The sequence below is a fragment of the Companilactobacillus keshanensis genome, assembly GCF_003946205.1.
Lineage (GTDB): Bacteria > Bacillota > Bacilli > Lactobacillales > Lactobacillaceae > Companilactobacillus > Companilactobacillus keshanensis.
The window spans coordinates 25,464-40,689 of sequence record NZ_RHOS01000020.1 but is presented as its reverse complement, the minus strand read 5'-3'; the positions used below and the strand labels follow the sequence as shown (position 1 = coordinate 40,689).

Annotated in this window: 16 protein-coding genes; 2 read left to right on the top strand and 14 right to left on the bottom strand. The window is 35.5% G+C overall.

Translation table 11 applies throughout. From position 1 onward, the window contains the following. The first annotated feature begins 10 nt into the window (after positions 1-10). A complete protein-coding gene (locus EKM64_RS11765; RefSeq protein ID WP_225420984.1) occupies positions 11-94 on the top strand; it encodes an IS3 family transposase in 84 nt (27 codons plus the stop codon). Between the two features lie 62 nt (positions 95-156). On the opposite strand, the gene pepT is transcribed toward EKM64_RS11765, so the two are convergent. The 14 genes from pepT to rpsU all read right to left on the bottom strand — a co-directional run bounded on the left by pepT (position 157) and on the right by rpsU (position 14,276). Next, positions 157-1,404 carry a peptidase T gene (pepT, locus tag EKM64_RS09715; protein ID WP_125678076.1) on the bottom strand — a complete coding sequence of 416 codons (1,248 nt, stop codon included), beginning with the start codon at positions 1,402-1,404 and terminating at the stop codon, positions 157-159. 12 nt (positions 1,405-1,416) lie between these two features. Continuing rightward, entirely contained in the window at positions 1,417-2,208 is a 792-nt protein-coding gene (locus EKM64_RS09710) for a Nif3-like dinuclear metal center hexameric protein (RefSeq protein ID WP_125678074.1), read from the bottom strand. Continuing rightward, complete coding sequence (locus EKM64_RS09705; RefSeq protein WP_125678072.1) at positions 2,208-2,897, bottom strand: tRNA (adenine(22)-N(1))-methyltransferase; 690 nt, start codon at positions 2,895-2,897, stop codon at positions 2,208-2,210. The genes EKM64_RS09710 and EKM64_RS09705 overlap by 1 nt, the downstream gene beginning before the upstream one ends. 8 nt (positions 2,898-2,905) lie before the next feature. Next, on the bottom strand, positions 2,906-4,102 hold the full coding sequence (locus EKM64_RS09700) for an SAM-dependent methyltransferase (protein ID WP_125678070.1): 1,197 nt from the start codon (positions 4,100-4,102) through the stop codon (positions 2,906-2,908). 124 nt (positions 4,103-4,226) lie between these two features. Further along, a complete protein-coding gene (gene rpoD, locus EKM64_RS09695; protein ID WP_125678068.1) occupies positions 4,227-5,339 on the bottom strand; it encodes an RNA polymerase sigma factor RpoD in 1,113 nt (370 codons plus the stop codon). A 21-nt stretch (positions 5,340-5,360) separates the two neighbouring features. After that, positions 5,361-7,178 carry a DNA primase gene (gene dnaG / locus EKM64_RS09690; RefSeq protein ID WP_125678066.1) on the bottom strand — a complete coding sequence of 606 codons (1,818 nt, stop codon included), beginning with the start codon at positions 7,176-7,178 and terminating at the stop codon, positions 5,361-5,363. A gap of 81 nt (positions 7,179-7,259) precedes the next feature. After that, on the bottom strand, positions 7,260-9,326 hold the full coding sequence (glyS, locus tag EKM64_RS09685; RefSeq protein ID WP_125678064.1) for a glycine--tRNA ligase subunit beta: 2,067 nt from the start codon (positions 9,324-9,326) through the stop codon (positions 7,260-7,262). Next, positions 9,319-10,227, bottom strand: a complete 909-nt coding sequence (gene glyQ, locus EKM64_RS09680) for a glycine--tRNA ligase subunit alpha (RefSeq protein ID WP_125678062.1) — start codon at positions 10,225-10,227, stop codon at positions 9,319-9,321. The genes glyS and glyQ overlap by 8 nt, the downstream gene beginning before the upstream one ends. A gap of 223 nt (positions 10,228-10,450) precedes the next feature. Beyond that, the gene (gene recO, locus EKM64_RS09675) at positions 10,451-11,206 is read right to left on the bottom strand and encodes a DNA repair protein RecO (RefSeq protein ID WP_125678060.1); all 756 of its coding nucleotides are present in this window, start codon (positions 11,204-11,206) and stop codon (positions 10,451-10,453) included. After that, positions 11,206-12,117, bottom strand: coding sequence for a GTPase Era (gene era, locus EKM64_RS09670; RefSeq protein WP_125678058.1), 912 nt, complete (start codon positions 12,115-12,117; stop codon positions 11,206-11,208). Before era ends, recO begins: the two co-directional genes overlap by 1 nt. Position 12,118: 1 nt before the next feature. Then, positions 12,119-12,520: a cytidine deaminase gene (locus tag EKM64_RS09665; RefSeq protein ID WP_125678056.1), complete on the bottom strand. Its 402-nt coding sequence runs from the start codon at positions 12,518-12,520 to the stop codon at positions 12,119-12,121. A gap of 12 nt (positions 12,521-12,532) precedes the next feature. Further along, positions 12,533-13,003: an rRNA maturation RNase YbeY gene (ybeY, locus tag EKM64_RS09660; RefSeq protein WP_125678054.1), complete on the bottom strand. Its 471-nt coding sequence runs from the start codon at positions 13,001-13,003 to the stop codon at positions 12,533-12,535. 16 nt (positions 13,004-13,019) lie between these two features. After that, entirely contained in the window at positions 13,020-13,994 is a 975-nt protein-coding gene (locus EKM64_RS09655; protein ID WP_125678052.1) for a PhoH family protein, read from the bottom strand. A 99-nt stretch (positions 13,995-14,093) separates the two neighbouring features. Continuing rightward, positions 14,094-14,276, bottom strand: a complete 183-nt coding sequence (gene rpsU, locus EKM64_RS09650) for a 30S ribosomal protein S21 (RefSeq protein ID WP_057765315.1) — start codon at positions 14,274-14,276, stop codon at positions 14,094-14,096. Positions 14,277-14,399: 123 nt separating this feature from the next. Between rpsU and EKM64_RS09645 the strand changes: the two genes are divergently transcribed. Further along, positions 14,400-15,221 (top strand): pyruvate, water dikinase regulatory protein, encoded by an 822-nt coding sequence (locus EKM64_RS09645; protein ID WP_125678050.1) that lies wholly within the window; start codon positions 14,400-14,402, stop codon positions 15,219-15,221. Positions 15,222-15,226: the final 5 nt, after the last annotated feature.

Genomic DNA, 15,226 nt, shown 5'->3' with positions numbered 1-15,226 from the left:
AGAAGAATACATCAAATTTTGGAATGAAGAACGAATATTCGAAAAACTGGGCTATCAGTCGCCGGTAGAATACCGGAACTTAATAGCCCAATAAAAGAAGTGCTTTTATTTTAATGTCTCAAAAAATAGTTGCAGTGCCCAATCTTGATTAAAAATCTATTTTTTATTGTCGTTATTTAGTTTGATAATTTCCAAAACAACATCAACGGCCTTTTCCATTGACTCTTCAGCAACGTACTCAAATCGTCCGTGCATATTTTCACCACCAGCAAACAAGTTAGGCGTTGGTAATCCCATGAAGGAAATCTTTGATCCATCAGTACCACCACGAACGGCGGCCTCATCAGGTTCAATATTGAGATTCTTCATAGCACGTTCAGCAATCCTAACTACGTCCATATGCTCTTTTATGATATCGATCATATTGTAGTATTGATCCTTCATATCAATTTTAACAGTATCTTCACCGTACTTTTTATTCAAATCTGCAACGATCACTTTAATTTTGTTCTTACGATCTTCTAGACCCGTACGGTCAAAATCGCGAATAATATACGATAAATAAGTTGAATCAACTGTTCCATTAATTGAAACTAGGTGGAAGAATCCTTCACGTCCATCGGTTTTCTCAGGAACTTCATCACTAGGCAAAGCATTTTGGAAATCATTAGCAATACTCATGGAATTGATCATAATCCCCTTAGCGGAACCTGGGTGAACATCCTTACCTGTAATATGAACTTTCAATCCTGCGGCACTAAAAGTTTCATACTCTAGTTGACCAACCGGACCACCATCGACAGTATAAGCAAAATCGGCACCAAAATCTCTAACATCAAACTTATCGGCCCCGGTACCAATTTCTTCGTCAGGACCAAGACCAATCTTAACTTTTCCATGTTTAATTTCAGGATGATCAATCAAATACTCCATAGCAGTAACAATTTCACTAACACCTGACTTATCATCAGAACCAAGTAATGTATCTCCACTAGTTGTGATCAATGTTTGACCTGCATAATTATTTAATGAAGGAAAAACTTTAGGATCCAGTGTGTACTTACCTTCATCATCTAATTTTAGGATACTTTTACCATCGTAATTTTCAACGATTTTAGGCTTGATATCTTCAGAATTGAAATCAGCAGTATCAATATGAGAAATCAATCCCAAAACAGGAACATCATAGTCTAAATTTGATGGTAGTTCTGCTGTTAAATAAGAGTTAACGGGATTGATTTTAACATCATTTAAACCAACGGTTTTTAACTCTTCTGCTAACTTATTAAGAAAAACAGTTTGTCTTTCCGTTGATGGAATAGTTGTTGAATTCTCGTCAGAACGAGTATTTTGCTTAACATATCCCAAAAAACGAGGGATTAATTTTTCGTATTTAATTGCCAATTTGTCCACTTCCTATATAAAATTATATGGTTCTGTGTTCACTTCAGACTGAATAACTTCAATGTCCCATTTGTAGGCCTTTTTCCAGTCATTTAACAAACGAGCCATCTTTTCAATAAAGATAACTTCAATGTGATGTCCAGGATCAACTACATTTAGTCCATTCGACATCATGTCATGCGCTGTATGATAATAAACATCACCGGTAATAAAGGTATCAGCCCCAGCCTTCAAAACTTCAGGATAGAATTTACCAGCATCTCCACCAATAATAGCAACTTTCTTAACTTGTTGTCCAAGTTCTGACTTAACATAGCGTAAATTTGGCAAATCATACACATCACGGACTTTTTTAGCAAAGTCCAGTAGATCCATCGGTTCAGCAAGATTACCCATACGTCCGATTGAATAATCGTCATTAGGATCAAGATAGCGAACATTTTGTAACTCAAGTTTCTCCATTAGCCAATCATTCATACCACCATGAGCCTTATCAAGATTGGTATGTGCCGAATGAACAGCTATATTATGTGATAAAAGATCCTGATACATTTTATTTTGAGGTGATGACAAATCAAGGTTTCTAACAGAATGAAACATTATCGGATGATGTGCCATGATCATGTCAACATTTTTATCGATAGCTTCTTCAACTACTCGAGGTCGAACATCCAATGTAGTCATAATTTTATGAACGTCTTGACTACGATCTCCAATTTGAAAACCGGTTGGATCTCCATCTTCTTTGATAGCTAATGGTGCAAATTCTTCTACATGATTAATAATATCTTGTACTTTGACCATTACAAAATCTCCTCAACATATTTAATATATTGCTGCATTTTGTGAATTTTTTTTGTATCAATTTCTTTAGCATGCTTCATATTAGCAACGGCTTTTTGATAACTATTTAGTTTACGCTGCCACTTATTAATGAAATCGGCCGACTTTCTTTTCATTAAAATGGGACCCATTAGATATTGGGCCTCACTCAATTCTGAACTATTAGTCACCTTTTGAGCCTTAATGATCTCATAATCATGATGTTCATCTTCTAAAAGATCTTCATCAACTATGGCAAATCCATTTTCAATCAGCCAATGTCTAACCAAAGGTTCTCCAATATTTGGCTGTAAAATCAATGTGTTAACATTTGACAATTGATTTTCAGTCGCTCGTGTCAAAATATCACAGATCAAAATGCCACCCATACCTGCAATGACAACAGTATCTATTTTATCCGCTGCTTCAATAACGGCTAAACCATCGCCTAAACGGACATCAATTTTTTTACTTAACCCAAATTTATCGATATCTTCTTTCGAACGCGACATCGGACCTGAGGCCACCTCCCCAGCAATTGCATAATCAATTGTATTGTTTTCAATCAATTCTACTGGTAAATAAGCGTGATCAGAGCCAATATCTGCCACTCGAGCATTCGTATCGACCATTTTGGACACAGCTTGTAGTCTGTTTGATAGTAAAGTCACATTAACCTCTATTCCGCAGTCTTACGATCTAAGTCTGTCATATATTCCCGTGTCATTGGCAATGAAGAACCACTTGGTCCATTTGTCAATAAGTATTGGATTACATCGATATTACCACTTTGGAACGAAGCAGCACAACCTTGAAGGTAAAGATCCCACATACGAACGAATCTCTCACCATACATATCTTTAACTTTGTCTTCAACCTTTAAGAAATTATGACGCCAAATTTCAACGGTTTTTTGATAGTGACGACGTAATGGTTCAATGTCGTCAATTTGCAATTTAGCATCCATAATGTGACCAATATTCTCTTTGATATCAGGAATATAACCACCTGGGAAAATATACTTAACAAGCCATGGATCGACACCTAAGCCTTCATGTTGACCAGTAATACCATGAATCAATGCAGTACCATTCGGCTTGAGCATCTTCTTAACTGTCTTGAAGTAACCTTCCAAGTGAGTTTCCCCAACATGTTCGAACATACCAACTGAAACAACATGATCAAATTTTTCGTTGATTTCACGATAATCTTCAAGAATAACTTCCATTTGATCGGTTAGATTCTCTTCTTCAATTTTATTCTTAACATAATCGTATTGTTCTTGACTAAGCGTGACGCCTTTAGCCTTAAGGCCGTATTCTTTAGCGGCCGTGAACATCATTGTTCCCCAACCACAGCCGATATCAATAAGACTTTCACCTGGTTTAGTATTCAATTTATTCAAAATATGGTGAACTTTATTCATTTGTGCTTGTTCCAAAGTGTCTTCTGGTGTACGGAAATAAGCACATGAATATGTCATCGTATCATCAAGCCATAACTTATAAAAATCATTACCAATGTCATAATGTTCTTGAATCTCTTTTTTATTGCTCTCTTCACTGTGGCTGAACTTGGGAACGAATTTCTTTAGTTTTAAACTTGACATAAAACTATCGGATTGTGTGTAAGCAGATGTGATAAGTTTTTGAATCGAACCTTCGATTTCAATATCCTTATCCATGTATGCCTCACCTAAAGTAAGCGTGGCATGCTTAACGACTTCAGAAATGGCAACTTTATTATTGAACTTAATTGTTATGTCAGATTTTCCTTCTGGCCCATAATTTTTTTCTTTTCCATCCCAAAAAATGACTTTAATTGGAATTGTGAATGAATGAGAAAAAATCTCGTCATAAATCTTTTTATCTAGCATATAAATCCTCCAAAAAGTAGATATATTAATGTTAACGCAACTTATAAAAAAACATAACTATTTAATTCAAAAATTTCACAAAAAATAAAAAGAACAGTAATTTCATACTGTTCTTCTCTAATATTTATTCTAAAAAGTCTTTTAATTGTTTTGATCTTGATGGGTGACGCAATTTTCTAAGAGCCTTGGCTTCAATTTGACGAATTCTCTCACGAGTAACGCCAAATACTTTACCAACTTCTTCTAGAGTTCTTGTTCTACCATCATCTAAACCAAAACGTAAACGAAGTACATTCTCTTCACGATCTGTCAAAGTATCCAAAACGTTTTCGAGTTGTTCCTTTAATAGTTCATAGGATGCATGATCCTCAGGACTCGTTGCATCAGAATCTTCAATGAAATCACCAAGATGAGAGTCGTCCTCTTCTCCAATAGGTGTTTCCAATGAAACTGGTTCTTGAGCAATCTTTAGAATATCACGAACCTTGCCAGTTGCCATATCCATTTCAGCACCAATTTCTTCTGGTAACGGCTCACGTCCAAGGTCTTGAAGCAATTGACGTTGAATTCTGATCAACTTGTTAATAGTTTCAACCATATGAACAGGGATACGAATTGTTCTAGCCTGATCAGCAATAGCACGCGTAATCGCCTGTCTGATCCACCAAGTTGCATATGTTGAGAATTTAAATCCTAAACGATAATCAAATTTCTCAACGGCCTTCATTAGACCCATGTTTCCTTCTTGGATCAAATCAAGGAATTGCATACCACGGCCAACATAACGTTTAGCAATTGAGACAACCAAACGCAAGTTAGCCTCAGCAAGTCTTTGTTTAGCTTCTTCGTCACCTTGTTCAATCTTCAGAGCTAGATCAACTTCTTGTTGAGCATTAAGTAGAGGAACACGACCAATTTCCTTTAAGTACATACGAACTGGATCGTTAACTTTAATATCGGTTGCGGCTGCGGTGTCTTTTTTAGTCTTCTTAGCACTCTTTTCTTCTTTTAGAAGTGAAAGTTTACTTGGATTACCTTTTTCATCAACAACACCGATACCCTGATCTTCTAATTCTTCAATAAAGGTATTTAATGCGTCGCCTTTTAACTTATATGGTGTAATAATTTTTTCGGTTAGATCAGTTTCAGTGATCTTTCCAGTTTTCTTTAAATCTTTAACAAGCTTCTTTGTAGCACTTTTAAGTTCTTTTGATACTGTTGTTTTTTTAGTTGCCATGTATTTTCCTCCAGTATGCTTTTAATTACTAGTTAACAATTTTCTTAAATCAATTAATTGCTTTGTTAGCTCTAATTGTAATTTATTGTCACCTACCATTGCCGCTTGCTTAAGTTGTTGATTGATATCAGATACTCGAGATTCCAAATCTGAATTGTTGATATTTGAAATATAATCATCGATTTCTTGTTCCGTGTATTCATCAGGCATCTGCATCATCTCTAATTCAGCCAAAAGGTTCTTGCCATCATTATCCAGCCCATTCATAAAGTCAGACATTTCCGTATTATCATTAATATCGCCAAAGGCTAACAAGGATTCATAAATTCTTTGATAATTTTCATGAACAAACTGAAAATTATTACCTTTTAAATTGGCTTTCAACTCCGGAAAACTGATAGTCCAATACAATAAGCACCGTTCGGATTTCTCAATACGATCAAATTTACTCGACCTAACAGTCGTGGTTGATCCTCCAAGTGCTGTCCTTTGGATATCTTTATATTCAGCCGGTTGTTTGATGGCATTACTACGTCTCAAAGCATCCAGTTCTTTATTAATGGAGTCTTTAGAAACGTTCATTTCATCGGCAACACGTCCAACGTACATGTCAATCTCAACTGGTGAACTTAATTTAACGATTTCTTGGAGTGATTGATTCAAGAACTCCAACTGATCATGTTCATTATTAAGATTATAGTGTCGACGGAAATAATTAAGAATGAATGAAATAGGCGTTTGCACACCATTTTTGACTAAACCACTAAACTTTTCCGAACCTTCACTTCTGATATATTCATCAGGATCCTTTTGATCAGGGACACTGATAACTCCATAAGTGAAGCGCTCATCATTAAGCTGTGTTAACGCTCGATACGTCGCCTCAACACCAGGATCATCACCATCATAACAAATATTAATTTGATTAGTCAGTCTACTCAATGTATATAACTGCTGATCAGTCAAACTAGTACCCATCGATGCCACACCATTGGTAACACCGGATTTATAGGCACTCAAAACATCCATAAAACCTTCAAATAAAATAACATTCTGATTATCGCGAATACTCTTTTTAGCATTACTTAAATTAAACAGAACTTTACTTTTACTGAAAATTTCCGTTTCTGGACTATTCATATACTTTGCTGTGCTAGCATTCTTATCTAAAATTCTACCTGAAAATGCCACGATATTTCCGGCTTCATCAGTTATAGGAACCATCACCCGATCTCTAAAGCGATCAAACAGTTCTCCCTCTTGATTTTCTGCAAACAAACCAGATTTTCTCAAAATATTTTCACTGATCGAACGATCTTTAAAGAACTGTAACAGTAGATCCGAATTATTTGGTGCATACCCAAGACTGAAGGTACTGATTAGACCATCATCAATATCACGTTGATTAAGATACTTCAGAGCATGACTACCATTTTCTGTTTTTAACAAAATATGGTTATATAACTTTGCCGTTTCCTCATACATTTTCAGTAAAGTTCTACTATCTGAATTCTGATAATTAGTATTTTCGGTTTGGTAACTATCGGGAATAGGAATATTACCCATTTTAGCCACTTCAATTACGGCTTCTGGGAAAGTCTTACTCTCCATTTCCATAATGAATTTATAAACATTTCCCCCACGACCGCAACTGAAACAGTGAAAAAACTGTTTCTCTTCAGTAACGGTGAAGGATGGTGTTCTTTCTTCGTGAAACGGACATAGACCAACGAAGTTCTTACCCGCTTTTTTGAGTTGAACATATTTGCTTAAAACATCGACGATGTTTGTCTTCGAGGTAACTTCATCTATAAATTCCTGTGGAATTCGAGTTGCCATTGCTGTCACCTCCTCACAATGTCTATAAAAACAGTGAACTAAAGATTAACACATGGATTTATAAAATACAAATAATTAACTTTACTTAACTACAATTCTAGATAAGTTTCCTAATTTTGCAATTAAATTGTTTAAAATAACTAGTTGAGTAAGACGATTGGCTTTAACGGCCTCATTTTTATCCATAATCATATTTTCATCAAAGTAATTATCTATTGTTGGTTTTAGACTGGCTAGTGCAGTATACAACTTTTCAGCATCTTTAGTATCAGAGTTGCTTATGTTTTCAACCGCTTCTTTTAATTTATTTTCTGATGGATTTTCAAACAAATCGGTCTTAACACTCAATTCACTACTGAATTTGAAATCGGCCTTTTGAGATAAATTAACAACTCTACTTAAAGCTTCAATAACTTCCTTAAAATCATCATCTTCAACATGTTTTTGAAGAACCTTAGCTGTATTGATCATTTCAATCGGATCAACAATTGAAGTTTCACTAACCGCATCAACAATATCATTTCTAAGATCAACTGTATTAAGTAATTGACGAACACGATCGATCATGAAGTCAGTAAATTCAGCTTGATTCTTAGATAGATCAAGTCCTTCTTTAACATCAAGTCCAGCAAGAAATGCTTGAAGATCATTGATATTTAATGACCATTGATTTTGATCAAGGATTCTTACGATACCATAGGCTTGTCTTCTCAAAGCATATGGGTCATTTGATCCACTTGGAATAAGGTCAACTGCATAAAATGTCTTTAGTGAATCAATCTTATCTGCAATAGCTAAAGTAGCCCCGACCTTTGTCTTAGGTAGATCACCTTCAGAAGAGATTGGCATATAATGTTCACTAACAGCTTTAGCAACGCCATCGGTTTCACCCATCAAACTAGCATATTTCTCACCCATAACGCCTTGAAGTTCTGGGAATTCGTCAACCATATTTGTAACCAAATCAAATTTGTAAATATCACTGGCACGTAACAAGTCTTTTGTTTCTTGATTATTTAAATTGAATAATTTAGCCAAATGTTCTGAAATAGCATGAACACGTTGCATTTTTTCAAACATTGTACCGATCTTAACGTGGAAATTAACTGATTTAAGCTTTTCAACGTAATCAGCAATTGTCTTATTTTGATCTTCTTTAAAGAAGAAGTCAGCATCTTCAAGACGAGCAACCAAAACCTTTTCGTTACCTTGGATAACATTTTCAATGTGTTCAGTATTACCATTTCTAACACCGATAAAGTATGGCTCCAAAGTACCCTTGTGATTTCTAACATAGAAGTATCTTTGATTATCCTTCATTGAAGTGATTAGAACTTCTTCAGGAATCTCTAAGTACTTTTTATCAAATGAACCGTAGAATGTTGTTGGAAATTCTACTAGATTATTAACTTCTTCAAGAAGGTCACTGTCTACATCGATTACCCAATCATTGTCGCCAGCAATTTTTTTAATTTGATCACTGATGATATTCTTACGTTCTTTAGCATCAACTAAAACAAATTGTGAACGTAACTTTTCAACATAATTATCTGCGTTATCGATTTCTACATCTTTTCCTAAGAAACGATGTCCTCGACTGATACGACCTGACTCAACATCCAAAATCTTCAATGGAACTTCTTCATTACCAAGTAATGAAATCAACCAATGAATTGGGCGAATATATTCGAAATCATATGAACTCCAGCGCATTCTTGTTGGGAAAGTAATTGATTCAATAACTTCAGTCATATTTCCTAAAATTTCATTAGCCGATTTACCGGCTTCGTGTTTTTGAATATAAACATATTCGACACCTTTTAATTCTTCAAAGAAAATATCATCAACAGTCATCTTTTGACCACGGGCAAAGCCTTGAGCAGCTTTTGTCCAGTTGCCATCGGCATCTTTAGCAATTTTCTTTGCAGGACCTTTAGCCTTAATATCAATGTCTTCTTGCTTATCAGCAACATCCTTAATAAGTATTGCCAAACGTCTTGGAGTTGAATATTTTTCAATATTGGAGAAAGATAGACGATTATCTTTTAAAAACTTGGCTGCCTTTTGTGCTAGTTGATTCTCACTCTTTGTAACAACATGAGCAGGCATTTCTTCTAGCCCAATTTCTAATAAGTAATTTTTAGTCATTTTCTTTCTCCTTTGCTTCACTGTTAGCCAATAATGGGAAACCTAACTTTTTACGTTCTTCGACGAAAGCCTTGGCAACTTTGTGAGCCATTCTTCTGATTCTTGACAAGAAAGCGGCTCTTTCAGTAACAGAAACAGCACCTCTGGCATCTAACAAATTAAATGTATGGCTACATTTCAAGATATAATCATATGCTGGATGAACTAAGCCCAGATCCATCAGGCGGTTAGCCTCTTTTTCATATTCATTAAAGAATTTAAACAACATGTCCTGGTTACTTTCTTCAAATGAATATTTTGAATGTTCATATTCAGGTTCTTTGAAGATATCACCATATAATACTCCGTCGCCCCATTCTAGGTCATAAACAGAGTTAACATCTTGTATATATGAAGCTAAACGTTCAACACCATATGTGATTTCACTTGTTACAGGATGAACTTGGAGTCCACCAACCTGTTGGAAGTATGTAAATTGAGAAACTTCCATACCATCAAGCCAGACTTCCCAACCAACACCGGCACAGCCCATTGAAGGGTTCTCCCAGTTATCCTCAACAAAACGAATATCATGTTCCAAAGGTTCAATCCCTAAAGCACGTAATGAATCCAAATAATATTCTTGGATATCTTCTGGAGAAGGTTTCATTACTACTTGAAATTGATGATGTTGATACAAACGGTTAGGATTTTCACCATAACGACCATCAGCTGGACGTCTTGATGGTTCAACATATGCGGCATTCCAAGGTTCAGGACCGATAGCACGCAAAAAGGTATACGGACTCATTGTACCGGCACCTTTTTCAGTATCGTAGGCCTGCATTAACATACAGCCCTTTTCACTCCAAAATCTTTGCAATGTCAAAATCATATTTTGTACATCTAACTTTTTATCCATTACTTTCTCCTCTCAGATGGACACAAAAAAGACCCTTGCAGGTATACTAAATACATGCAAGGGACGATTAATCGCGGTTCCACCCTTATTCAGGACCAAAGTCCTGCACTTTTATATATAAAAATCAAGTTATTCAGCCATGAAACTATTGCGGATTTCACCATCCCGCATCTCTGTCTATACACATTAAATAATAACTACTTTTACATAAATTGTCAATTAACTAAATGTGCCAAGTATGCATATTATCAATAAAAGTTTTACTTTTTGGATATGATCCCACTGACCCAATATAAATCGAATCTATGGCATGCTGAATCAGATCCTTGTTACTATCTTTTAAATTAATACTGCTGATTTGATCTAATGATATCTTGCTAAATAATCTTAGAAAATAAATCGTTCTTTCTGACAAATGCAATCGATGAACATCTTGATTAAAATGTTTCGAACACAACAAACCACCTAAAATCACTGAAAAATCAAAGCGAGCGTTTGTTTCACCGCCCACAACACATGAATCCATATTTGGTTCAACACCAAAAACTTTCAAAAGATGCATCTGTAAAATATTTACAACGATTTGCGCATCATATCCATTATCGATATACAATAATGCCTTAAAAACCTCTTTGTACCAATCATCAGGGATGGTTTCATCCAAAAAAGCATTGGACACCATGTCAAATAGAAATGTTGCGTAAGCATTCAATTCAATATCTTGGATTATTTCATCAAACTGCTTCACATTACTTGCCGAATTTAAATACGACAATCCTTCCTCTTTGACTAATCCAGAATAGTCACCATAGGAAAATGGAATGACTGAACCGGATATCTTCGACTTAGGGCCTTGAGTACCTCGTACTAAAAATGTTTTGAAACCATACTCTTTAGTCAGAATAGTTACTAAAGCATCTTTTTCTCGATAGCGTTGTCTTTTAACAACGATTCCAAAGAAATCAGATGGTAACTTCATTAGTTATTAATATCCTTCACCGCATAACCAGCACGAGATAAGAACAATGCATCATCACGCCAATTTTTCTTAACTTTGACCCATAACTTCAAATTGATTTTCTCACCTAATAAATGCTCGATCTTGATTCTCGAACCGATACCTATGTTTTTCAACATACTGGCACCTTTACCGATAACGATTTTCTTTTGTGTATCACGTTCAACATAGATAGTTGCTTCAACCTGTAATTTACCAGTTTCACTCCGTTGATTCATTGAATCCACAATAACGGCGACTGAATGAGGAATCTCATCATGTGTATCCTGAAGGATCTTTTCACGAATCAATTCACCAACAATAAAGTATTCGGGGTGATCAGTAATTTGATCATCATCATAATATTGTGGTCCTAATGGTAACGCTTTAGTTAATGAATCAATTAAATCTTCAATATTATTTCCATTAGTAGCAGAGATTGGAATAACTTCGGAGAAATCCATTAAGTCTTTATATTCATTTATCTGTGGTGCCATTTCATCTGGATTGATCAAATCAATTTTATTAAGGATCAAGAAAACCGGTGCCTTAACTTTTTTTAGTTCATCAATGATGAATTTATCACCAGGTCCAGCACTTTGTCCAGCCTCAGTCATAAATAATACTGCATCAACTTCACGTAAAGCCGAAATGGCAGCCTTATCCATGTATTGATCCAAACCATTATGAGGTTTGTGAATACCAGGTGTATCCAAAAATATTATCTGACGTTCCTCATCAGTATAGATACCTTGGATCTTATTTCTAGTTGTTTGAGCCTTTGGTGAAGTGATAGCTACCTGCTCTTTAATAATACGATTCATAAAAGTTGATTTTCCAACATTTGGTCGACCAACAATCGCTACGAAACCTGAACGAAAATTTTTATCCATATTAATCCATATCCTTATCGCTAAAAGCTAGCGGCAAAATTTCTTTAAATTTGTATTCCTTAAAATCATTACTATTGTTAGATAAGAAAACTGATGCTGATCCACCCATGAATTCACTCATAACCTGACGACAAGCACCACAAGGTTTTGACATCTCAGAAGTTCCATTAACAACAATGAGTGCTTCTATTTTACGAGCGCCTTCGGAAACGGCCTTGAAGATAGCAGTCCTTTCCGCACAATTGGTAAGTCCGTAAGAAGCATTTTCAATATTAACACCAGAATAAATCTTACCATTATCGGCAACCAAGGCAGCTCCGACCGTGTAGTGAGAATAAGGTGTATAAGCTTTTTTCATAGCTTCTATTGCAACATTGAATAACTCTTTTTCGTTAATTTCCACTAGTTAGACTCCTTATTTTTCTAAGCCGTAAGCACTAAGAATTTTCTCTTGCAGACCGATCATAACCTTTTCATCCTCTGGTTTAATATGATCATAACCATTTAGATGTAAGATGCCATGAACGATCGTATAACCAAGTTCGCGGTCAAATGAATGTTCATAGTCTTTAGCATGTTCATCAACTATTTCTACACTGATAAATAGGTCACCTAGATCAACTGGTAAATCCGGAATTTGACTCTCTAAATAATCTAGTGACTCTTCACCATCATTGATAGCAAAACTAATAACATCAGTTGCACGATCAACATCACGATATTCTTTATTAATTTCATGAATCTTATCTTTAGTTACAAAGTGAATTGAGAGCTGTGTGTTATCCTTCAATTCTAAATCTTTAAAAGTAAATTTAACTAGGTTTTCGACCCAATCTTCGCGTTTTTGATCAATTAATTTATCATCGTTAAAAATTTCTAAATCCATTTTTATCCCCGTATCATTATTCAGTTTTATCTGTTACATCATATGCATCGATAATTTCTGCCACAACCGGGTGTCTAACAACATCAGCTGATGTAAAATTGACAAATTCGATGTGTGGTAGATTATTTAAGATTTTTTTTGCTTGAACTAAACCGCTCTTGGCGTTATGTGGTAAATCAATCTGCGATATGTCACCATTGACGATCATTGTTGATCCAAAACCTAACCGAGTAAGGAACATCTTCATCTGTTCTTGAGTAGTATTTTGAGCTTCATCTAGGATCACAAATGATTCATCCAAAGTACGTCCCCTCATATAAGCCAACGGTGCAACCTCAATCACACCTCGCTCTAACAAACGTCCAGTATGCTCTGTTCCTAAAATTGCATATAATGCATCATAGATAGGACGCATATATGGATCAACCTTTTCTTTTAGATCACCAGGTAAGAATCCTAAACTCTCCCCGGCCTCAACAGCAGGACGTGTCAAAACAATACGTTTAACAGTTCCCTTTTTTAAAGCTGCGACTGCCATAACAACGGCCAAATAAGTTTTACCAGTACCGGCTGGTCCAATACCAAAGGTTATGTCGTTGTGTTTGATAGCATTGATGTATTGTCTTTGACCAAAGTTTCTAACCCTTACAGGATTACCACCATAATCTTTGATCAACTCATCCTTATACAATTCCTCAAAATAATCTAAGGTTCCTCGTTCGATCATTTTAAGACCACTGACAATATCAGGAGCCCCAATACTGATCTTATTACTCGAAAGTTTGATCAATTTTTGCAAAAAGGTAATGGTTTTGGCTACATTACTCTCATCACCAGTAACATCTAACTGATCGCCGAAGGCATGTATCTTGACGGACATACCCTCTTCAATAAGTGTTAAATTGCTATCATTGATACCGAATATATTTGCGGCATCTTGCTGGTTCTTAATAGTAATACTCTGCTTAACTTGTTCGCTATTTTCTGTCAATAAACACACACCCTCCTATTATCTTGAATCATAGCACAAGAATGTAAAAAACTTATAAAAAAAAGGTTAAAACATATAATGTTTTAACCTTTCTATATATTAACGACGTTTCTTGTTGCGTTTACGTGCAGCTTCTGACTTAAGCTTTTTCTTTACACTTGGCTTTTCGTAAAACTCTCTTTTACGATATTCTTGAAGTGTACCACTTTTAGAGACAGAGCGTTTAAAACGACGAAGAGCATCATCTAGCGATTCATTTTCACGAACGACTGTTTTTGACATATATGATATCCCTCCTTCCGATTTAAAGCGTAACTGTCTATTTCTTTCACAGTTCATATGTTATTATAACAAAAAGAAGGTAATGTTCAAACAATTTTTTAAATTTTTTAGGAGGAATTTGTTATGTCTCAACGAGTTGATGTGTTTGCACTATCAGATGCGGCCGGTGAAACGGCTGTCCGCGTTGCTAAAGCGGCGTTTGCACAGTTCCCACAATTAGATATAGTTTATACAAAATATCCTTTCGTAAAGGATGATAATCAATTAAAAAAAATCCTAAATCTCGCAAATGAGAAAAAAGCGGTCATTTTACACACTATTGTCTCTAAGGAAATCAGTGAGATCATCAATACTTACTGTCAACAACATGAAATAACTTATTACGATATTCTCAATCCCATTATTGGAACATTTGGTCAAATAACTCATGAAGAACCATTAAGAAGAAAAGGCCTGATCCACGAACTAAACCAAAATTACTTTGATATGATCTCAGCAATGGAATTTACCGTTAATAATGATGACGGTAAAAATGCCAAAGGACTGCTCGAAGCAGACCTCGTTCTACTAGGTATCTCCAGAACGTCAAAAACGCCTCTATCACTTTACTTGGCAAACAAGAATATTAAGGTTGCCAACTTGCCATTAGTACCTAAGGCGGCTATTCCTGACGAATTATGGCATGTTAATCCAAAGAAAATCGTTGGTTTGACTAACGACATGAATGTTCTGACGAAAATCAGACGTCAAAGAATGATTGCGTACGGATTAAATCCAGATACAGCATATTCAGAAGAAGACGAGATTCAACGAGAGCTTGATTACTCAAATAAGATCTATAAAGAATTAGGTTGTCCAGTCATAAATGTGGCTGATCGTTCAATTGAAGAAACTGCCGCACTGATCATGGAACAGTTAAATATCAATGGATACACGAAGAGCTAGCCTGA

Coding starts and splice junctions, on each gene's coding strand:
- EKM64_RS09645 (WP_125678050.1), top strand. CDS start 14,400: ATGTCTCAACGAGTTGATGTGTTTGCACTATCAGATGCGGCCGGTGAA.
- glyS (WP_125678064.1), bottom strand. CDS start 9,326: ATGACTAAAAATTACTTATTAGAAATTGGGCTAGAAGAAATGCCTGCT.
- era (WP_125678058.1), bottom strand. CDS start 12,117: ATGGATAAAAATTTTCGTTCAGGTTTCGTAGCGATTGTTGGTCGACCA.
- ybeY (WP_125678054.1), bottom strand. CDS start 13,003: ATGGATTTAGAAATTTTTAACGATGATAAATTAATTGATCAAAAACGC.
- EKM64_RS09710 (WP_125678074.1), bottom strand. CDS start 2,208: ATGGTCAAAGTACAAGATATTATTAATCATGTAGAAGAATTTGCACCA.
- rpsU (WP_057765315.1), bottom strand. CDS start 14,276: ATGTCAAAAACAGTCGTTCGTGAAAATGAATCGCTAGATGATGCTCTT.
- recO (WP_125678060.1), bottom strand. CDS start 11,206: ATGAAGTTACCATCTGATTTCTTTGGAATCGTTGTTAAAAGACAACGC.
- rpoD (WP_125678068.1), bottom strand. CDS start 5,339: ATGGCAACTAAAAAAACAACAGTATCAAAAGAACTTAAAAGTGCTACA.
- EKM64_RS09700 (WP_125678070.1), bottom strand. CDS start 4,102: ATGCTAGATAAAAAGATTTATGACGAGATTTTTTCTCATTCATTCACA.
- glyQ (WP_125678062.1), bottom strand. CDS start 10,227: ATGGATAAAAAGTTAGATGTACAAAATATGATTTTGACATTGCAAAGA.
- dnaG (WP_125678066.1), bottom strand. CDS start 7,178: ATGGCAACTCGAATTCCACAGGAATTTATAGATGAAGTTACCTCGAAG.